At 68.1% G+C, this 19,489-nt stretch carries 14 protein-coding genes and 1 tRNA gene; 9 read left to right on the top strand and 6 right to left on the bottom strand.

What is annotated here, in order from left to right; translation table 11 throughout:
• Positions 1-70 precede the first annotated feature (70 nt).
• On the bottom strand, positions 71-1,189 hold the full coding sequence (locus ACYQ6W_RS05610) for an OmpA family protein (RefSeq protein ID WP_459674093.1): 1,119 nt from the start codon (positions 1,187-1,189) through the stop codon (positions 71-73).
• 168 nt (positions 1,190-1,357) lie between these two features.
• Between ACYQ6W_RS05610 and ACYQ6W_RS05605 the strand changes: the two genes are divergently transcribed.
• The gene (locus ACYQ6W_RS05605) at positions 1,358-3,166 is read left to right on the top strand and encodes a PHA/PHB synthase family protein (RefSeq protein ID WP_459674091.1); all 1,809 of its coding nucleotides are present in this window, start codon (positions 1,358-1,360) and stop codon (positions 3,164-3,166) included.
• A 10-nt stretch (positions 3,167-3,176) separates the two neighbouring features.
• Here ACYQ6W_RS05605 and ACYQ6W_RS05600 read toward each other — a convergent pair whose 3' ends face one another.
• Positions 3,177-3,716, bottom strand: a complete 540-nt coding sequence (locus tag ACYQ6W_RS05600; protein ID WP_459674090.1) for a DUF6622 family protein — start codon at positions 3,714-3,716, stop codon at positions 3,177-3,179.
• Between the two features lie 127 nt (positions 3,717-3,843).
• On the opposite strand from ACYQ6W_RS05600, the gene ACYQ6W_RS05595 reads away from it, so the two are divergent.
• A complete protein-coding gene (locus tag ACYQ6W_RS05595; RefSeq protein WP_459674089.1) occupies positions 3,844-5,151 on the top strand; it encodes a DNA recombination protein RmuC in 1,308 nt (435 codons plus the stop codon).
• Positions 5,152-5,196: 45 nt separating this feature from the next.
• Here the strand turns inward: ACYQ6W_RS05595 and ACYQ6W_RS05590 are convergent, their stop codons facing one another.
• Positions 5,197-5,895, bottom strand: coding sequence for an OmpW/AlkL family protein (locus tag ACYQ6W_RS05590; protein WP_459674088.1), 699 nt, complete (start codon positions 5,893-5,895; stop codon positions 5,197-5,199).
• Positions 5,896-6,303: 408 nt separating this feature from the next.
• Here ACYQ6W_RS05590 and ACYQ6W_RS05585 point away from each other — a divergent pair, with 408 nt between their 5' ends.
• The 4 genes from ACYQ6W_RS05585 (at position 6,304) to ACYQ6W_RS05570 (ending at position 12,472) form a co-directional block, all read left to right on the top strand.
• The gene (locus tag ACYQ6W_RS05585) at positions 6,304-9,945 is read left to right on the top strand and encodes a glycosyltransferase (protein ID WP_459674087.1); all 3,642 of its coding nucleotides are present in this window, start codon (positions 6,304-6,306) and stop codon (positions 9,943-9,945) included.
• Positions 9,946-10,020: 75 nt separating this feature from the next.
• Positions 10,021-11,247, top strand: a complete 1,227-nt coding sequence (locus tag ACYQ6W_RS05580) for a low temperature requirement protein A (RefSeq protein ID WP_459674086.1) — start codon at positions 10,021-10,023, stop codon at positions 11,245-11,247.
• A gap of 35 nt (positions 11,248-11,282) precedes the next feature.
• On the top strand, positions 11,283-12,005 hold the full coding sequence (locus ACYQ6W_RS05575; RefSeq protein ID WP_459674085.1) for a glucosamine-6-phosphate deaminase: 723 nt from the start codon (positions 11,283-11,285) through the stop codon (positions 12,003-12,005).
• Positions 12,005-12,472: a hypothetical protein gene (locus ACYQ6W_RS05570; protein WP_459674084.1), complete on the top strand. Its 468-nt coding sequence runs from the start codon at positions 12,005-12,007 to the stop codon at positions 12,470-12,472. Before ACYQ6W_RS05575 ends, ACYQ6W_RS05570 begins: the two co-directional genes overlap by 1 nt.
• A 37-nt stretch (positions 12,473-12,509) precedes the next feature.
• Here ACYQ6W_RS05570 and ACYQ6W_RS05565 read toward each other — a convergent pair whose 3' ends face one another.
• A complete protein-coding gene (locus ACYQ6W_RS05565) occupies positions 12,510-12,959 on the bottom strand; it encodes a hypothetical protein (protein WP_459674083.1) in 450 nt (149 codons plus the stop codon).
• A gap of 202 nt (positions 12,960-13,161) precedes the next feature.
• On the opposite strand from ACYQ6W_RS05565, the gene ACYQ6W_RS05560 reads away from it, so the two are divergent.
• Entirely contained in the window at positions 13,162-14,847 is a 1,686-nt protein-coding gene (locus ACYQ6W_RS05560) for a diguanylate cyclase (RefSeq protein ID WP_459674082.1), read from the top strand.
• A gap of 433 nt (positions 14,848-15,280) precedes the next feature.
• The gene (locus ACYQ6W_RS05555) at positions 15,281-16,597 is read left to right on the top strand and encodes an O-acetylhomoserine aminocarboxypropyltransferase/cysteine synthase family protein (RefSeq protein ID WP_459674081.1); all 1,317 of its coding nucleotides are present in this window, start codon (positions 15,281-15,283) and stop codon (positions 16,595-16,597) included.
• A 436-nt stretch (positions 16,598-17,033) separates the two neighbouring features.
• Here the strand turns inward: ACYQ6W_RS05555 and ACYQ6W_RS05550 are convergent, their stop codons facing one another.
• A complete protein-coding gene (locus ACYQ6W_RS05550; protein ID WP_459674457.1) occupies positions 17,034-17,945 on the bottom strand; it encodes a ferritin-like domain-containing protein in 912 nt (303 codons plus the stop codon).
• Between the two features lie 287 nt (positions 17,946-18,232).
• Positions 18,233-18,319: transfer RNA gene (locus ACYQ6W_RS05545), tRNA-Leu, on the bottom strand.
• A 149-nt stretch (positions 18,320-18,468) separates the two neighbouring features.
• Here ACYQ6W_RS05545 and ACYQ6W_RS05540 point away from each other — a divergent pair.
• On the top strand, positions 18,469-19,410 hold the full coding sequence (locus ACYQ6W_RS05540; RefSeq protein WP_459674080.1) for a complex I NDUFA9 subunit family protein: 942 nt from the start codon (positions 18,469-18,471) through the stop codon (positions 19,408-19,410).
• The last annotated feature ends 79 nt before the right edge of the window (positions 19,411-19,489 follow it).

Here is a 19,489-nt window from a genome sequence, read left to right as displayed (position 1 = left end):
GGGAGGGGAGGGAAGCACGGCGGGGTGAAGCCGTTACGCCCAAAACCCCGCCGGCTCAATCGCCGTCGCGTCAATCCACCAATCGCGCGAGGCCACCCCGTCCTTGCGCCGCTGCGGCGGTGGCGAGCTGGGCCGGCGGCACGCCGTCCGCCATCAACTGCACGGTGATTGCGCGGGCCCGTTCGAGGGCGAGCGGCAGGGCTGCACGCTGGTCCGCGAGGGCACTGTCCGCCGCGTCGCCAAAGCCGATGACGGCGATGCGATTGCCCTGCCGGCTCTGGGCGAGGTTCGCGAGCGCATGTTGCATCGGGGGGCTGAGGATGGCGGAGCCCGGCAGGAAGGCCACCGGCACCGGCGGCACGTTGGGTAGTGGCGGCGGCGGCACGTAGGGCGCCGGTTGGGCCACTGCCTTGGGCGGCACGTAGGTGGAGGGGACCGCCGGGATGGCGAAGCCCGGCACCTGCGCGGGCGCCGGCACGCTGGTCGGCACCGGCGGCGGATGCGCCTCGTCCGGCTGGGCCACGGGGGACAGCGCGCCCGGAATGCTGAGGCCGTTATTGGCGTCGAAGGCCTTGTAGCTGGTCGCGACCTGGCCGCTGCCATTGACCGGAACCTGGGCGGGGCCCGAACCGGTCGGCGTCGAATCGGGCGCGGCGAGCGTCACTTGGCTGCCCGCGCCGCCTGCGGTAGCGGGCTGGCCCGAGGCCGCGGAGGCGGCAGCGACCGTCGCGGCCGGCGGGGTGGAGACGGCGGCACCGGCCGGCCCCTGGGCTGCGGCGAGGCGCCGGATCGCATCCTGATCGGCGGCAGAGGGGGCGGCAGCGGTGGTCGCAGCCGGCTGTGCCGGTGCAGCCGCCGGCTTGGTGGCGGGTTGAGACGGGGTTGCAGCGGCCGAGCCCGTCGCGCCCGGGGCTTGCGGCAGCGTCGGGATGGGGTTTTCGGCCGCATACTGATGGGCGGCGGCCCCTTGGGCGGCGAGGGTCTTTTGCAGCTCCTGCCACTCCCAATCCGGCATGCCGGCCGGGCGCGTGGGGGCGGCGGCGATATGGGGGAAGGGCGCATTGGCCTTGGGCGGGGGCGGCCGGTCCTCGGCGATGGCGCCGCCTTCGAGCCCATGCCACCAGCTCACCGGATTGATCGATTTCGGCGCCGCGCTGCAGCCGCCGAGGAGCAGCAGCAGGGCCCCCATGGCGGCTCCCTGCCTCCACGCATTTGCGCGGGCACTGGCAATCCTGTCTGTGGGTTGAACCCGGCCGCACCGGGGCATACCCTGTTTCTCGGTTGGAACCATACGGCGCATGTCCTTCAAGGCGGGCCTGATCTAACCCAAGCGAGTAAAGCCGCAAAGGATCGTGTCATGGCGGATAGCGAGAAACCGGACCCTCAGGATATCCGCCTGCCCGATCCGGAACTCGTCCGGCGGACGATGACCGATGTCGCCGAACGCTCCCAGCGTATCATCCTCGGCTGGCTGAAGCGCCAGGGGTCCGAGACGCCGGAGCCAGGGCCCGCCCATGCCGATCCGCTCAACATCGGCGCCGCCTTCCTGGAGATGACGGCACGGCTGATGGCCAATCCCGCCCGGCTCATGCAGGCCCAGATGGGCCTGTGGCAGGACTATATGGCGCTGTGGCAGAACACGACGCGGCGGATGATGGGGCTGGACGCGGCCCCGGTGATCGAGGCCGACCCGCGCGACCGCCGCTTCAAGGATGGGGCGTGGCAGGACAACGAGATTTTCGACTTCATCAAGCAGAGCTACCTGCTCTCCGCCCGCTTCGTGCAGGAGGTGGTGAAGGACGTGGACGGGCTGGACCCGAAAGTCGCCCAGAAGGTCGATTTCTACTCGCGCCAATTCGTGGACGCGCTGAGCCCGTCCAACTTCGTCATGACCAATCCCGAGGTGCTGCGCCGCACGGTGGAGACGGGCGGCGAGAACCTCCTGCGCGGCCTGACCAATCTGCTCGGCGATCTCGAGCGCGGGCGGGGTCGCCTGCGCATCCGCATGACGGATACGGAAGCCTTCTGCCTGGGTGAGAACATTGCCACCACGCCGGGCAAGGTGGTGTGGCAGACGCCGCTCATGCAGCTCATCCAATACGCCCCGGCGAGCGAGACGGTGCTGAAGCGGCCGCTGCTGATCGTGCCGCCCTGGATCAACAAGTTCTACATCCTGGACCTGCGCGCCAAGAATAGCTTCGTGGCTTGGGCGGTGGCACAGGGCCACACGGTCTTCATGGTCTCCTGGGTCAATCCGGACGAAGAACTCGCGACCAAGGATTTCGAGGATTACATGAGCGAGGGCATCCTCGCCGCCCTCGACGCGATCGAGCGCATTACCGGCGAGCGTGAGGTCAATGCCATCGGCTATTGCCTCGGTGGCACGCTGCTCGCCTCCACCCTGTCCTGGATGGCGGTGAAGAAGGACAAGCGGATCCGGTCGGCGACCTTCCTCGTGACGCTCCTCGATTTCTCGGAGGCTGGCGAACTCGGCGTCTTCATCGACGAGCAGCAGATCCAGGCGCTGGAGGAGCGGATGAACCGCCGCGGCTATCTCGAGGGCAGCGAGATGGCGCAGACCTTCAACATGCTGCGGGCGAACGACCTCATCTGGTCCTTCGTCGTGAACAACTACCTGCTCGGCAACGAACCGTTTCCTTTCGACCTGCTCTACTGGAACAGCGACAGCACGCGCATGCCGGCGGCCATGCACAGCTTCTACCTGCGGCAGATGTATCAGCAGAACAAGCTCTGCGTGCCGGGCGGCATTACCTTGGGCGGCGTGCCGATCGACCTCGGCCGCGTCAATCTGCCGATCTACATGCTGGCGGCGCGGGAAGACCACATCACGCCGTGGAAATCGACCTATGCCGGGCTGAAATACATGAAGGGGCAGAAGCGCTTCGTGCTCGCCGCCTCCGGCCACATCGCGGGGGTCGTCAACCCGCCCTCTTCCGGCAAATACAGCCACTGGGTCGCGAACGAGACGCCGGAGCGCGCTGAGGACTGGGAGGGGGGCGCCACCGAAATCGCCGGCTCCTGGTGGCCCGACTGGCAGCGCTGGATCGTCCGCCTGGCACCCGAGACCGTACCGGCGCGCGAACCCGGCACCAACGTCACGGTGATCGAGGACGCGCCCGGCTCCTACGTGAAGGTGACGGCCTGAACCGAGCCCGTCAGCGCGCTGGGCGCGGCGCAGGGACGGCGAGAGATTCACTCGGCGACTGGCGGAATTTCACGAAATAGGTCGTGAAGCGGCCGACGAAGATGCCGGTGCAGAAGCCGCCGACGGCGAGCGTGAACAGAAGGAAGGTGAGATTGGCGCGAAGCGCGGGCTCCGCCCCGGTCAGGTAGCCAACCGCGTATTTCAGCGCGAAGATGACGAGGATGAGCGGCAGCACAGTGGAGTCGCCTTCCAGGCCGATGAGCCACTGCGCATGGTCGGCACGCACCCGGGCCTGCCGGGTCAACAGATGTCCGAGCACGGCGCCCGCCGCCAGGGTGATCAGCCAGACCGGCAGGAGGCCTGGGGTGATCGCCGGATTTGCCAGAATCCCCTCGATGTCGAGCCCGGCGAAGATGAGGGGGAGAAGGGCGAGGCGCCACAGCGGCACGACGTTCGCCTGGCGGGCGGCGATGCCGCGCCGGACCAGCACGTAGAGGACGAGATAGACCCACCAGGGCGTATGCTTGAGAGCCTCGATGATCGCGGTCACGTCGCCTGTCCCTTCCGGCGCTGCTTCCCGGCCGTTCGAGCCGGCCACGGGTGTTATGACAAAACCGGCCTCGCTCCAAAAGAGGCGCCTCTGGCCGGGGCCGCCCGCTGTCCTGTAGAACCGCCGCATGATCGCGGACCTCATCGCCCTCGTCCTCGGCCTCATCGGCCTCCTCCTCGGCATTGCGGCCTTCCTGGCGCAGCGCGGCGCCGCCCGGCAGGGTGAGGGCGAGGTCGAGCGGCTGCGGCTGCAGGCCGAGCAGATTCTGACCGGCATGCGCGCCGAGCAGGAAACGACGCGGGCGCAGTTGGCGGCGACAGAGCGGGGCTTGAACGCCGCCATCCAGGCAGGCACCACCGGCGCGCTCTCCAAGGCCTTCGAGCAGATCACCGCGGCCACCACCGCTGTCTCCGCCGCCATGGACACGATGCGCCAGCAGGCGACGGAGGAGCAGCGGCGCATCGCCGCGACGCTCGACCAGCAGATCACCAGCTTACGCGAGAGCAACGAGAAGCGGCTGGCCGAGATGCAGGCGACGGTGAACGAGCAACTGCACGCCGCCGTCGAAAAGCAGATGGAGCAGAGCTTCGCCCGCGTGGTTGACCAGTTCACTGCCGTGCAGAAGGCGCTGGGGGACGTGCAGGCGGTGACGGCGCAAATCGGTGACATCAAGCGGCTCTTCACCAACGTCAAGACGCGCGGCGGCTGGGGCGAGGCGCAGCTGCGCGCCATGTTGGAGGACGTGCTGCCCGCCGGCAGTTTCGAGGCCAACGTCAAGCTGCGCGAAGATAGCGACGACATGGTGGACTTCGCCGTCGCCATGCCGATGCGCGGCGGCGCGCGCGTCTGGCTGCCGGTGGATGCGAAATTTCCGGTCGAGGATTACGAGCGGCTCATCGCCGCCGCCGAAGCGGGGGATGGCGAGGGCGAGCGCGGGGCCCGGCGCGGGCTGGAACGGCGCCTGCGGGACGAATGCCGCAAGATCGCCGAGAAATACGTCAACCCGCCGGTAACCGTGGAATTCGGCGTGCTCTATCTCGCGACCGACGGGCTCTATGCCGAGGTTGCGCGCGTGCCGGGGCTGATCGAGGAGATGAGCCGCAGCCATCGCGTGATGATCCTGGGGCCCAGCCTGTTTCCCGCCCTGCTGCGCACGGTGCAGCTCGGCCACGTGACACTGGCCCTCGAAGAGAAGGCGGATCAGATTCGGTCGCTGCTGGGCGCCACGAAGACCGAAATGGGCAAGATGGATCTGGTGCTCGGCAAGCTCGCCAAGAATGCGAGCAGCATGACGAACACGATCGAAGCGGCGCGGGTGCGCGCGCGCGCCGTCAGCCGCAAGCTACGCACGCTGGAAGCGGTCGAGGAAGCGAAGGCCGACGAACTCCTCGAACTCGAAGCCGGTTTTCCGGCGATCGAATCCGAGGAATCTTGATCGTAGAGTGGGCATCGCTCCGCGATGCCCACTCTAGGGCACGCTCTAGAAGCGATAGCCGATACCGACGCCGACGACGGTCGGGTTCAGCGCCGTCTTGGCCGAGACGTGGCCGGCCACGCTGTCGATGTTCGCGGTTGTGTTCAGGAACATCTGCTTGGCGTCGAAGTTCGCGAACCAGTGGCCCGAGAAGTTGTAGTCGAAACCGATGTCGAGCGCGGGGCCGGCCGTCGTGTCCAGGCTGAACTTGGTGACGGTGGGTTCCGAGGGCTGCGTCGCGTAGAAGAAGGCGACGGTGACGCCGAGCCCGACATAGGGGCTGAACTTGCGCTCCGGCATGAAGTGATACTGCACGGTCAGCGTCGGCGGCAGCACCCAGGCGCTACCGACGTCGACATGGCCGAGCGCCGTATCACCCGCGGAAATCTTGTGGTTGGTGCTGGCGGCGATGAGCTGCACCGCCCAGTTCGGCGTGACGAAATAGGTGCCGGTGAGTTCCGGGGACACGCCGCCACTCGCATTCACCTGGCCGCCGATCGGGCTGATGCTGCTCGAGAAGGTCTCGGGGATCACGCCGATGACGCTGAGGCTCGCCTCGAAGGTGCCGGCATGGATGGGGGTCGGTGCGCGGGCGGTGAAGAAGCCATCGTCCTGCGCTGCGGTCTGTGCCTGGGCGGCGCCGGGGAATGCGGCGAGAGCTGCGAGCGCAATGCTGCCCAAGCCTGCCAATGCCAACCGATTCATGGGGTCTCTCCATCTCTGATGGCGAGATGAAGTCAGGCTTGCGGCTGCAAATCTTTGATCGAACGCAAAGCATCGCATGCTGCACTGCAACGCAGCTATCGGCGCTGGGCGGGGCTCCATGGCGCTTGTGTGGGGAACGAAACGATGGCGCGGCGCGGCGGAGCAGGATAGGGTGCTTGCGGGGAGACGGCCGCTCTGTGAACCCTTAATGAACAATCAAAGAAAGCTGCGGTCAGCGCCTTGTTAAAGGATTATTAGCCGGCTCGGCCGTACCCCGGTCTGGACCCTCGCTCTGCCGCCCGGGAGGCTGCTCTGACGGACGACCCCGCACAGGACTCGGATATCGACGCCCGCTATTTCGACGCGGCCTTCTATCTCGAGACCTATCCCGACATCCGCCAAGCGGGCGTGGACCCGTTGCATCACTACCGGCACTGGGGCGCCTTCGAAGGGCGTGATCCCAACCCCTTCTTCTCGACCTCTTGGTATCTGCTGCAGAATCCGGACGTGCTGGAGGCGGGCATCAACCCGCTGCACCACTACGTGCTCTTCGGCCAGCGCGAGGGGCGCAATCCCCACCCCAATTTCGACCTGCATTTCTACGTCAATCAGCAGCCTGAGGCGGCGGGCGATCCGCTGCTCTACCATCTGCGCATCGGCCAGGCTCAGGGCCTGCCGACCGAGCGGCAGTTTCGGCTCGAGGATCTCATGTCCGCCGGCGGCACGCCGCCCGCGCCCCCGGCCGGGCTGCAGGTGGATGTCGTCATCCCCGTCTATCGTGGCCTGGAAGAGACGCGGCGCTGCATCGCGAGCCTGCTGCGCGATCCGCAGCCGGGCCTCGGCGGGCTGCTCCACCGTATCATCGTCATCGACGACGCCGCGCCGGACCCGGCGCTCTCCCGCTATCTCGACCGGCTGGCGGCGCGCCGCTTCATCCATCTCATCCGCCATCCGCGCAATCGCGGCTTCGTCGCCTCCGTCAACCACGGCATCACCGCCGCCCGCGGGCGGGACGTGGTGCTGCTCAACGCCGATACCGAAGTGCCGGCCGGCTGGCTCGCGCGTCTTGCAGGTCACGCCTACAGTCATCCGCGCGTCGCCACCGTCTCACCCTTCTCCAACAATGCGACGCTCTGTTCCTATCCGGCCGTGCCCGGCGCGCCTGACCTGCCCTTCGGCGAAAGCCTGGCCCGGATCGATGCCGCCTGTCTCGCGGCCAATGCTGGGCGCGCGGTGACGGTGCCGACGACCGTCGGCTTCTGCATGTATCTGCGGCGCGACGCGCTGGATGCGCTCGGCGTCTTCGATGCCGAGACCTTCGGGCGCGGCTATGGCGAGGAGAACGATTTCTGCATGCGTGCGGCCGCCGCCGGGTGGCGCCACCTGCTCGCCTGCGACCTCTTCGTCTACCACAAGGGCGAGGTGAGCTTCGGCGCCGAAGCGCCGGAGCGCCTGAGCAGCCGCGCGCTGCTGGATGCGCGATGGCCGGAGTACCGCGATCGCGTCGCGGTCCATTTGCGGCTGGACGAGGCGCGGCCCTATCGCTTTGCGACCACGCTGCAGCTCTTCGCCACCAACGGCTTGCCGACGATCCTGATGGTGCAGCACGCCTATGACGGCGGCATCGGCCAATATGTCCGTGGCCTGGCCGAGGCTGCGCGCGGCCGGGCCAATGTGCTCGTGCTGCGGGCCACCATGGATGGGCGGGGCGTCCGCCTCGCCGTGCCCGCCCTCGCCGATCATCCGGACGTCTTCATTCCCTTCCCGCAGCCCGACCGCGAAGAGGTGCGGGACCCGCTGCTCGTGGAGGGGGAAGGACGCGCGGCGCTGCTCGCTGATCTCTTGCGCCTCCTCGCGCCGCTCCGCATCGCGCGCCTCCATGTCCAGCATTGGATCGGCCTCAAGCTCGACCTGCCGGCGCTCATCCGCGCGCTGGACGTGCCGTTCGACGTCACGATCCATGACTGGTTCGCGATCTGCCCGCGCATCAACCTGCTGCCGGTCGCGGATGGTCCCTCCTGCGGCGAACCCGAACCCGCCGTCTGTGACCGTTGCATCCAGGCGCGAGACGATACGGTGGCGCAGGACATTCTGGGCTGGCGCGCCGAGCAGGCCTGGCTGCTGCGCCTGGCCAACCGCGTGCTCTGCGCGACGCAGGACGGTCTCGCCCGGCTCGCCCGCCATGGCCTGGCGGACCGCGCCATTCTCGCGCCCTTGGAACTGATGCCGGCGGAGGTGCCGCCTTGCCCGGCGCTGCGTCCCGCGCCGAAACCTCTGCGCGGCCGCGCCGGCGCCCGGCCTCTGCGCGTGGCCGTTCTCGGCGTGCTCGCCGATCACAAGGGCGCGCCGCGGGTCACCGCGCTTGCCGAAACCGCCGAACCCGGGCGCCTCGCCATCACCCTCATCGGCAAGGCGGAGCGGCCGATCCCGACTGCCGCGCGCCACGCGCTGAGCGAGACCGGCGCCTACGAGCCGGAGGAACTGCCGGCGCTCATCGACCGCGTGGACCCCGAGGTGATCTGGTTTCCCGCCGGCTGGCCCGAAACCTGGAGCTATACGCTGACCCAGGCGATCCTCTCCGGCCGGCCGATTCTGGCCGCTGCCATTGGCGCCTTTCGTGAGCGTCTGGCGACTCACCCCAGGGCGATGCTGATCGACCCCGAGGCGGGGCCGGAGGAAACCCTCTCCGCTCTGGTGGCGCTCGCCAAGCGGGCCGCAGCCGAACGCAGCGCCGGGGCCGGGGCCGCCGAGGCCTTGCCCACCGAATCGCCTGCCGATTTCTTCTACGAGCAGGCCTATTGGGCGCCGCTGGCGCTGGGTGCGGGCAAGCCCGCGGCACCGCGCGTTACCGATCTGCGCAGCCCCGGGCGGACCGCCGTCGTCTTCCTGCCCGAGCGGCTCGACGTCGGCGTCATGGGCGCCTGCGCCTATATTCGCGGCCTGCTGCCACTGACTCATCCGGGGGCGGGTGAGGTCAGCGTCACCCTCGCCGATGCCACGGAAGCGCAGCGGCTGCGGCCGGATCTCTTCGTCGTCCATCGTCATGCCGTGCCGGAAGAAGCCGAGGCGGCCGCGCTGCTCGACCACGCGCGGCGCCTCGGCGTGCCGCTGCTCTACGATCTCGATGACGATCTCGCCGGCCTGCCGGACGATCACCCCGAAGCCGCCCGGCTGCGCCCACGCAGCGCCGCCGTCATCCGCCTGCTCGCCGGGGCCGACCGTGTGCATGTCTCGACGGCGCGCCTCGCCGACCGCGTGGCGCCCTTCGTGCGCGGTGGTCACGCCCGGATCGACGTCGTGCCGAACGGGTTGGACGAGCGGCTCTGGCTGCCGCCCGGTTTCGCGCCGCCCGGCCCTGCGTCGGCGCTGACGGCAGCGGGGGTGCAACTCGGGCCGGTGCGCCTCCTCTACATGGGCACCGCGACCCACGGGGCGGATCTCGATCTCATCCTGCCGGCGCTGCGCCGCCTGCACGAAACCTTCGGCGAGCGCGTCGCGATCGACCTGGTCGGCGTGGTGCCACCTGGGGATCTGCCGGGCTTCCTCAATCGTGTCGAGGTGCCGCGGCGAGCCGGGCTCTCCTATCCCGCCTTCGTCGCCTGGCTGACCGACCGGCAGCGCCGGCAACCCTGGGCGATCGGCCTCGCACCCTTGGTCGACACGCCCTTCAACCGCTGCAAATCGGCGATCAAGATGCAGGATTACGCGGCGCTGGGCCTCGCCACCGTCGCCTCCGACATGGCGGCCTATAACGCCCTCGGCGTGATGGGGGGCGCGGCCGGAAACCCGCGTGGCGCTCTGCTGGCGGCGAGTGAGGGGGACTGGTTCCAGAGCCTCGCGCGCCTCGTCCGCCAGCCGGAGATACGGCGGCGCATGGCGGCGGATGGCCATGCCGCCCTTTGTGCGGATGGCACGCTCGTGGCCCAGGCTGCGACGCGGCGTGCCCATCTCGCGGCCCTTCTGCCCGGAATAGGGGCGCCTCCGGCCCCGGCCGAGACACCGGAGCGGCCGCGTGCGTCACGCCGGCGCCTGGCACGCGAAAGCGTCTGAGCGCCAGCCCGGCTTTTCCTCCGCCGCACCCGGCTTCAGGATGGCCCGCTATCCTCTGCCAGGAAGGAGTGCGCCGTGCCATCCAGCCTTGTCTTGCCTGCCGTTCTGCGACGTGGGCCGGCTCAGGATCTGCGGCGTGTAAGGGACGAACCGGGCCAGGGCCGTGTCACCAACACGGAACTCTTCTTCGATCTCGTCTTCGTCTTCGCGGTCACGCAGATCTCCCACGCGATGCTGCCGGAGCCGGATCTGTGGCGTGGCCTGCATGCGCTGCTGCTCTTCGGCGCGGTGTGGTGGCTCTGGATCGATACCTCGTGGGTCACCAACTGGCTGGACCCGGATCGCGCGCCCGTGCGCCTCATGCTGTTCGCGCTCATGGCGGGCGGCCTCGTCATCGCGGCCTGCATCCCGCACGCCTTTGCCGCGCGCGGACTCGCCTTTGCCCTGTGCTACGTCGCGATGCAGATCGGCCGCTCGCTCTTCGCCTTGTGGGCCTTCGCCGGGCGCAGCCCTGGAAACGCGCGGAACTTCCAGCGTATCGCGCTGTGGATGGCCGGCAGCGCGGTCTTCTGGATTGCCGGCGGCTGTGCTGGCGGGGACCTGCGCTTCGCCCTCTGGGTGGTGGCGCTGGCGCTCGATCTCGGCTCGGCCTGGGCCGGCTTCTGGGTGCCCGGCCTCGGCCGCTCGACCACGGCGGATTGGGACGTGGACGGCGCGCATATGGCCGAACGCTGTGCGGCCTTCGTGCTCATCGCCCTCGGCGAATCCATTACCGTCACGGGTGCCTCCTTCTACGAGGCGGCCTGGACGGCGCCGCTGCTCGGCAGCTTCCTCGCGGCCTTCCTGGGTACCGTCGCGATGTGGTGGATCTATTTCGATACCGGCGCGGAACACGCCAGCCGGCACATCGCGACCTCCGACGACCCGGGCCGGCTGGCCCGAGTCATCTACACCTACGTCCATGCCGCGCTGATCGCCGCGGTCATTCTGGGTGCGGTGGGTGACGAGATGACCTTGCACGAGCCTGGGGCGCCGGCCCGGGGCGCGGCGCTGGCCGTCACCCTCGCGGCGCCGGTGCTCTACCTCCTCGCCAATCTCGCCTTCAAGGCCGTCGTCACGGGTAGGCCGCCGCTTTCCCACCTCGTGGGCCTCGGGCTGATGCTGCCGCTCGGGCTGTGGTCGGGTGGCCAATCCCTGCTGCACGTCAATTTGGCGACCAGCCTCGTGCTCGTCGTCGTGGCCCTCTGGGAGAACCGATCCTTCACACGACCGCGGTTTGATATGGCGCCGGGGCGCCGTTAGAAGGGCGACAAACGCGGCGACTGCGAAGGGCTGAGATGCAGATTGAATGGACTGAGGGGGAGGCCGCCTTCGCGGCCTGCGCGGCCGGGCACGTCGCACGGCATTTGGTGGACAATCCGAGCCTGGCGATTGCGCTGCCCACGGGCATGACACCGGTCGGTCTCTACCGGCAACTCCTGGCGGAGGCCGCCGAGGGGCGGGTAAGGCTGACCGAGGGCCATTACTTCAACCTGGACGAATATGTCGGTGTGCCCCAGGCCGATAGCCACAGCTTCGCGGCCTTCCTGCATCGTCACTTCATTGACGAGGCAGGGATTCCGGCCAGCCAGGTGCGGCTGCTCCACGGCGATGCGCCCGACATTCTGGCTGAAGCCCGCGCGCATGACGCAGCCGTCGCCGCCCGCGGCGGGCTCGATCTCGCCATCCTCGGCCTCGGCGCCAATGGCCATATCGCCTTCAACGAGCCGGGCGCGCCCTGGGACACCGGCACCCACGTCGTGCCGCTGACGGAGGAGACGCGCGCCGCCAACGCTGCCTATTTCGCCGATGCCTTCACCGTGCCGGAGGCCGGCGTCACCATGGGCATCGGGCTGTTGCGCGCGGCGCGGCACATCCTGCTCCTGGTCTCGGGTGCGGCCAAGGCGCGCGCGCTCGAGGTCTTTCTCGCCGGCAAACCCGATCCCGCCTGGCCGGTGACGGCCCTGTGCGGTCACCCTTCCGTCACCCTCGTGGCCGATTCCGCACTCAGGAGCCGCTGATGCGCTGGCACGCCGCAGCCGTCGCCCTCTGCCTCGTCGCGCTGCCCGCCGTCGCGCAGGCGGCCGGGCTCTGCGCCGCGGGCGCCACGAGCGATGCGCTGCGCCCGCTGCCTGAGAGCGCGGCGCCGGCCGCGCGGCAGGTCTTTGGGCTCGCCCCCGAGATGCCGGCGGCCGTCGTCGCCCAGACCACGGTCTATCGCTGCGATGGCGGGCGGACGCTGATCTGCACGACCGGCGCCAATCTGCCCTGTGGCAAGGCGAAGACCGCGCGGCACCTGCCGGCGGTCAGCCAGTGGTGCGCGCGCAATCCGAATGCCGATTTCGTGCCGGCCTATGTCACGGGAAACGAGACGGTCTATTCGTGGCGCTGTCATGCAGGCCGCGCCGTGGCGGGCCAACGCGCGCCACTCGATGCCCGCGGCTTTTTCGCGGATTACTGGAAGTCGCTGCCCTCGGCGGCACCTTAAGGCCGCGTGCCTCGTCGGCTGATGGTGTGCGCCGGTCTCAGTTCGCCGGCGGCGTCATCGGCCCGCAGAGCTTCGCAAGTTCCGCTTCGGCATCATAGTAGGGCTTCTTCTCGCCCTTGGTGCTGGCGCGCGTCCATTCGACAAAGAAGGGCTTCCAGCCGGTCGTCGTGCCGTCATTGTCCCTGTACTTCACGAATCCGCACAGCGCTGGGCTCTTGCCGATCGATTCGAATTCGCCAGTGAACTGCGCGCTGGTCGGGTGGGTGAGAGCGGTCGCGATATAGGCTTCGCCGAGATCGCGCACCTTGCCTTCCGCCGGGGTGTGCAGCGTGCGGGCGCGGAACTCCGCCAGGCTCTGCGGCGTCGTCGCCGGCACGCTGCCCGCGCCGATATAGGGCTGCGGATAGAGCTGCGGCTGGCTGGCGCAGGCGGCCAGGCCAAGAGGCGCGAGAAGGGCGAGGGCGGGAAGGCGACGATGGATCTGCATGGGCGCTATTCGCTCATAGCCCTGATTCCTGGTCAATCCTTCGGCAAGAGGCGAGAGGCCCATTAATCTTCTGGTTACGCACGGCTGCCTGCGTGCTAGTGCGACGGGATCAAGGATGGCGGTGTCAGGGGCCATGGGTGATCGGTTCAGCGTAACGGCCAGGCAAGCGGCTGTGGCTCGGTGGGGGCGCGGGATCGTCCGTTTGGTCCAGCGCCGGCTGACCGTCTTCATCGTGGCGCTGGTCGCCGTCATGGGCGCCTGCACCTGCATCGCCTTCATCGTCAATCGCAATGATGAAGCGGCAGTCAGAGACTATATCTATGTGACGCGGGACGTGCGGATGGTGCAGATGGCGCTGCTGCAGGCCCAGGCCGGTGCGCGCAGCCTGGTGCTGAGCGGTGACCCCGAAGATTTCGCCGATTATGCGCATGCCATCGGCCAGCTGGCCCAGACGCGGCCCGAGCTTTACGCCTTGATCGACGATTTCGCGGCGCGTGACCCGCAGGCCGCGGGCGAGGCGAAACCCGTGAGTAAAGCCGTGGCCCAACTGCGTGACATCTGGGACCAGGCTGCCGCCCTCGGCCTCGCACACCGGACCGCCGATGCCCAAGGCGTGCTGGCAGCGCACGACGCCAATGCGGTGATGGGGCGGACGACGGATCTCATCACGGGCTATCTCGCCTATCGCTCCGCCCGCGCTGAGCGGGACTGGCAGCGTATCGCCGTCGAACAGAACATCACGCTGCTCGTCAACCTGCTCGGCGCCCTGATCGCGATCGGCGCCACCGCTTACGCCTTCACGCGCAGCGAGCGCGAGGCGAAGGGGCGCGACGCCGCGATCCAGGCCAGCCAGCGGGCGCGCCGGCAGGTGGAGACGCTCTTCGGCATGACGGACATCCTGCAGAGCGCGCAGGTGAGTGAGGACGCTAATGCCGTGCTACGTGCGACGGCGACCGAGCTCATGCCGGAATGCGGCGGCATGCTCTACGTCTTCAACAACTCGCGGGACCGTTTGGATCTCGCCATCGAATGGGGCGAGCCGGGCAGCGCTCCCGCGCCGGTGCACATCACGCCCGATTCCTGCTGGGCGCTGAAGCGCGGCAAGCCGCATCTGAATGAGGACGCACCGGGCGCGCTGCGCTGCAACCATGCCGTGGAGACCCAGCCGGTCCTCGAAATTCCCATTGTCGCGCGCGGCGAGATTCACGGCCTGCTCGCGCTGCGGGGCGTGGCGCTGAGCGACGCCGACATCCGCACGCGCCTCAAGCCAGTGGCGATCGCGCTGGCGGATGCGATGTCCCTGGCACTCTCCAACATCGCGCTGCGCGAACGCCTGCGCAACCAGGCGCTGCGCGACCCGCTGACCAGTCTCTACAACCGGCGTTTCCTGGAAGAGATGCTGGAGCGGCTGACGACGGATGCCGAGCGGCGGCGCGCCCCTCTCGCGGTCATCATGATGGATCTGGATCACTTCAAGAAGCTGAACGACCGTTACGGTCATGCGACGGGCGACATCGTGCTGCGCAACGCCGCGAGTGCCGTTCTCTCCTGCCTGCGTCCGGTCGACGTCGCCTGCCGCTACGGTGGAGAAGAACTGGCGATTCTGCTGCCCGACAGTACGCTTGAGCAGGCGATGGCGAAGGCCGAGCAGATTCGGGCGCGTCTCGGCACGGCGAGCGCGAGCGACGTGCCGGTGACTGCATCTTTCGGCGTCGCCGCGATGCCCGAGACTTGCCGGCGTGCGTCCGAATTGCTGCCCACGGCGGACGTGGCCTTGTACCAGGCGAAGGATCAAGGCCGGAACCGGGTGGTGGCCGCGCCCATCCTTCCCGCGGCCGAAATGATCAGTCTCGCCAATGGTGGGCGCAGCCTGCCCAGCGGCGACTGAGGCAGCGCCGCAGTCCCGGCGCTCAGCCTGATAGTTATACACATGGACTTCGTTAATTTTTGGATAGATGGATTAATTTGACAATCTGCGACCGTGATGGAACCTTCGCGCGGGGTTGCCGCTTTCGGGGCCTCAATGCACAGAAGATGCAGAAGAAGGATGACGTGATGCGTGCCTGTCGACAGTTCCTTCGTTTCGACTGAAGCCCGTCGCCGTCCCGCACTCCGTAGGAGCCGTTCATGCCTCGCCCTTTGACCTTGGCCCGTCTGCTTTCAGATGGCTTGGTCCGTCGCGCGCTTTCGACCATCCTCATCCGCCGCCAGGAGCCGATCCTGCAGCCCGTCGCCGCCGAAGTGCGCCGTCTTGGCCCGTCGCGGTCGGCCGCAGCACCCCGCCTGGTGTCGCCGGCCATAAGAAACACGGGAAAACGTTCATGACCGATCAACCGTCATCCGATGCCGCCCGCCGCTGGCGGCCCGAGACCCTGGCGCTTCACGGCGGCAGCTATCGCGCCGATCCCACGACGGGGGCGGTCGCCGTGCCGATCTACCAGACGACCTCGTACCAGTTCCATGATACGGCGCATGCCGCGCGGCTGTTCGGGCTGCAGGAACTCGGCAACATCTACACGCGCATCATGAATCCGACGCAGGATGCCTTCGAGCAGCGGATCGCAGCGCTCGAAGGCGGCGTCGCGGCGCTCGCCCTCTCCTCCGGCCAGTCGGCCTCTGCCTTCTCCATCCTCAACATCGCCGAAGCGGGGGACAACGTCGTCAGCTCCACGGATCTGTACGGCGGCACCTGGGCGCTGTTTGCGAATACGCTGAAGCGGATGGGGATCGAGGTGCGCTTCGTCGACCCCGCCGATCCCGAGAACTTCGCGCGCGCGACGGACGCTCGCACCCGCGCCTATTATGCCGAGACGCTGCCCAACCCGAAGCTCGAGGTCTTTCCCATCGCCGAGGTGGCGGCGGTGGGCCGACGGCTCGGCGTGCCCCTGATCATGGACAATACCGCCGCACCCCTCATCGTGCGGCCCTTCGATCATGGTGCTGCCATCGTGATGTATTCGGCGACGAAATATATCGGCGGTCACGGCACCTCGATCGGTGGTGTCATCATCGATGGCGGCAATTTCCCCTGGGAGGCCCATAAGGAGCGCTTCCCTCTGCTGGCCGAGCCGGATGCCGGCTATCACGGCGCGGTCTGGATCGAGGCGGCAAAGCCGCTCGGCCCCATCGCCTATGTGCTGCGTGCACGGGTGGTGTTGCAGCGGGATCTCGGCGCCACGCTCTCTCCCTTCAACGCCTTCCAACTCATCCAGGGGCTGGAGACGCTGCCGCTGCGCCTGCGCCAGCACAATGCCTCCGCCGAGACCGTGGCGGCCTTCCTCAAGGGGCATGAGAAAGTCACCCGGGTCATCCATCCGAGCCAGCAGGACGGGCTCGCGCGGAGGCGGGCCGAGACATACCTGCGCGGCGGCCATGGCGCGCTGGTCGGCTTCGAACTTGCCGGGGGGGCAGAGGCGGGGTCCCGCTTCATCAATGCCCTCAAGCTCTTCTATCACGTCGCCAATATCGGGGACGCGCGCAGCCTCGCCATCCATCCGGCGACGACGACTCATTCCCAGCTGACGGTGGAGGAGCAGGCGAAGACTGGGGTGACGCCGGGCTACATCCGGCTCTCCATCGGCCTCGAACATCCGGATGATATTCTCGAGGACTTGGCGCAGGCGCTCGCCGCTGCCTGAGGGCCAACGGCATCCGGAGCCAGGTCTCTGGGTGTCGTTCGCACAGCGAAAAGCGTGTTGCAGTGCAGCGGGAGCGGTTGGATTTTGCTGCGCGGCAGGGCCGCCACTGTTGCGGGCAGAGGCGGCCCCGGCGGAGGCCGAACGATCCGTTCGGCCAGAGGGCTGCGAGACGCAGCCCCTGCGAGAAATCACATCATGATCGGAAAGATCGCGCAAATTTGACGAAAAGTCAACTTGACCGATCAGCATAACTCTGATGCTGCCAGCGCCGGTCGCGGGGCTTATCCCGCAACTGCGAAGGATCTACCGCGGAAAGAGTGGGAGGGTGGGGCTCTCACCCGTTCAGATATCCCCTCGTCCGCAGATTGGGAGAGTGGTCAACGACCCCTCGCCGCGCGCCGGAGTGAGGACGCGGGGGGAGCGCCCCCCGACGGCTCTACGCCGGCTTCTTTTTCTTCGGCAGCAGCTTCATGACGCGGAGCGCTAGGCGGGTCAGCGCCGGCATGGTGGTGGGGCGGCGCAGGCGGGGATCATAGCCCGAAAAGCGGCGGTCGTTCTCGGACAGGCAGAGCGCCATCAATTCGGGCAGTTCGATCTCGACGTTGCTCACGGATTGCGCGCCGGTGACGGTGAAGTTGTTGTCCTGCGTGCGCTCCTTGCCCTCACCGTCGATGCTGCGGGCGAGGCCGATCCGCTCATAGCCGAGGAAGACCCAGACCGCCCAGACGCGCAGTTCGAACCAGGGGCGCTTGTACCAGGGCAGCGTCGCCCGGTGCCAGGCCAGCCAGTTGGCGAAGAGCAGGATGTGGCGGCACTCCTCCTGCATCACCGGCTCGAAGGTTTCGATCAGCTCGGGCGGGAAGAAGCCGGAGCGCTTCGCCACCTCGAAGAGACCGAAGGCGAAGAAGCTGTCCACGCATTCGCTGAAGCCGGTAACGAGATAGGCCCACTCCGTATCCTTCGGCTTGCGGTAGGGCGGCTCCACGGCGAGCGGAATGCCATAGGCCTCGACGAGCTTGGAGAGCACCTCCTTGTGGCGGTTCTCTTCCCAGGCGTTGAGGGCGATGGCGTGGCGCATGTCGCCATCCATGAGGTCCCCCGCATAGGCGGCCATGCGCAGTCGCGCCTTGCCCTCGGTCTCCACCGCAATGTCCCAGATCGGCAGGGAGGTCACGCGGTGCAGCGTCTCCGGGTCGAGCTTCGGCCAGGGAATGACGGAGGGCCGGTAGGGGTTGAAGGTCTCCTCGAACATGCGGTGGACTTCGCGCTTGTGTTCCGGAGTGCCCGGCCGCAGCGGGCCCGTCACCGAACTCTGCCAGTAGCGGGCTTCGCGGTCGGCCCGGTCCATCGCGTCCTGATGGCGTTCATTGGGGAGAACGGGCGGCACGAAGCCCTTCACATGGGCCTCGGTGAAGAATTCGTCGGCGGCTGCGCTCATCTCTGTCCTGCCTCCTGTGCCCGATGGTGGGCGACCGATGGCGCGAAAGTACCACATCGTGCGGCACTGCAAAATGGCTCCGCCGCGCGGCCAAGTTGCGCTGTCCACGTGACACCGGCGCGCCTCGACGATCCGGTGTTCATCTCATGCGAGGGGAGGGGGGGACGCGAGGCCGAAGCCTCGCCGTCGAACCACAGTGGTGCCCAGAAGAAGACTCGAACTTCCACGACCTTGCGGCCACAGGTACCTGAAACCTGCGCGTCTACCAATTCCGCCATCTGGGCAATGCTGCGGTGGGCGGGGGTGTAACCGTCCTGTCGCGTGGCGTCAACGGGGGGCGATCACGAGACCGCGGGGAAAGCCGTGCTTGATCTTGAGGGCAGCCTTGCCGCTCCGTAATGCTGTGATCCCCATGGTTCCGGAGGCCAAGAGCATGCTTGCCCATCAGCCTAAGATCGCCACCGTCTTGGGAGGTGCCGGCTTCATCGGCCGCTACCTCGTGCCGCGACTCACGCATGCCGGCTATATCGTCAGGGTTGCCGGGCGCGATGCCGAACGCGCGGCCGGGCTGCGGCCCATGGGCCGGCCGGGGCAGGTGGTGCCGGTCGAAGCCGCCATCACCGATGCCGCGGCCATTGCGCGCGCCGTGGCCGGCGCCGAGGTCGTGGTCAATCTCGTCGGCATCCTGGCGGAGAAGCGGGCCGGTGATTTCAACCGGGTGCAGGGCACGGGGCCGCGGCTCATCGCCGAAGCCGCCGCCGGTGCCCGGGTGCGGCACCTCGTTCATGTCTCCGCCATTGGCGCCTCGGGCACGAGCGCGAGCGGCTATGGCCGCAGCAAGGCGGCAGGCGAGGCCTCCGTCACCGCCGGCTTCCCCGGCGCTGTGATCCTTCGGCCCTCCATCGTCTTCGGGCCCGAGGATCAGTTCTTCAATCGCTTCGCCGCCATGGCGCGCGTCTCACCGTTCATGCCGGTGATCGCGGGCGAGACCCGGTTCCAGCCGGTCTATGTCGGAGACGTCGCCGCAGCGATCATGGCGACACTCAGCCTGCCGCCGGACGCGCCGCGCTTGTACGAACTGGGTGGCCCGGAGGTGCTGAGCTTCCGCCAGATTCTGGAATACATTCTGAAGCAGACGCGGCGGAACCGCAGGCTCGTGACCGTGCCCATGGGCGCCGCCCGTCTGCAGGCGCGCGTGCTGGAGCGGCTGCCCGGCAAGATGCTGACGACGGACCAATTGGCTATGCTGAGCCATGACAATGTCGTGAGCGGGCTTGTGCCGGGTCTGGCGGCACTCGGCGTTCAGCCGACGCCGATCGGCTTGGTGGTGCCGGCTTATTTGGCGCGCTACGCCGCCTGGAGCCGTCGCGGCTGACGAAGCCCGCGGCGGCCCCATCCTGTGAATGATTACCTCTTGGCAATCTTGAGAAACCACGAGACCGCACAAAATTCGC

This window comes from Acidisoma sp. 7E03 (assembly GCF_054665075.1).
The sequence above is the reverse complement of the archived record's forward strand: the minus strand, read 5'-3'. Positions and strand labels throughout refer to the sequence as shown.

Bases quoted from the DNA above. Each gene is read 5' to 3' on its own strand.
- ACYQ6W_RS05610 (WP_459674093.1), bottom strand. From the start codon at position 1,189: ATGGGGGCCCTGCTGCTGCTCCTCGGCGGCTGCAGCGCGGCGCCGAAA.
- ACYQ6W_RS05605 (WP_459674091.1), top strand. From the start codon at position 1,358: ATGGCGGATAGCGAGAAACCGGACCCTCAGGATATCCGCCTGCCCGAT.
- ACYQ6W_RS05595 (WP_459674089.1), top strand. From the start codon at position 3,844: ATGATCGCGGACCTCATCGCCCTCGTCCTCGGCCTCATCGGCCTCCTC.
- ACYQ6W_RS05590 (WP_459674088.1), bottom strand. From the start codon at position 5,895: ATGAATCGGTTGGCATTGGCAGGCTTGGGCAGCATTGCGCTCGCAGCT.
- ACYQ6W_RS05575 (WP_459674085.1), top strand. From the start codon at position 11,283: ATGCAGATTGAATGGACTGAGGGGGAGGCCGCCTTCGCGGCCTGCGCG.
- ACYQ6W_RS05570 (WP_459674084.1), top strand. From the start codon at position 12,005: ATGCGCTGGCACGCCGCAGCCGTCGCCCTCTGCCTCGTCGCGCTGCCC.
- ACYQ6W_RS05565 (WP_459674083.1), bottom strand. From the start codon at position 12,959: ATGCAGATCCATCGTCGCCTTCCCGCCCTCGCCCTTCTCGCGCCTCTT.
- ACYQ6W_RS05555 (WP_459674081.1), top strand. From the start codon at position 15,281: ATGACCGATCAACCGTCATCCGATGCCGCCCGCCGCTGGCGGCCCGAG.
- ACYQ6W_RS05550 (WP_459674457.1), bottom strand. From the start codon at position 17,945: ATGGACCGGGCCGACCGCGAAGCCCGCTACTGGCAGAGTTCGGTGACG.
- ACYQ6W_RS05540 (WP_459674080.1), top strand. From the start codon at position 18,469: ATGCTTGCCCATCAGCCTAAGATCGCCACCGTCTTGGGAGGTGCCGGC.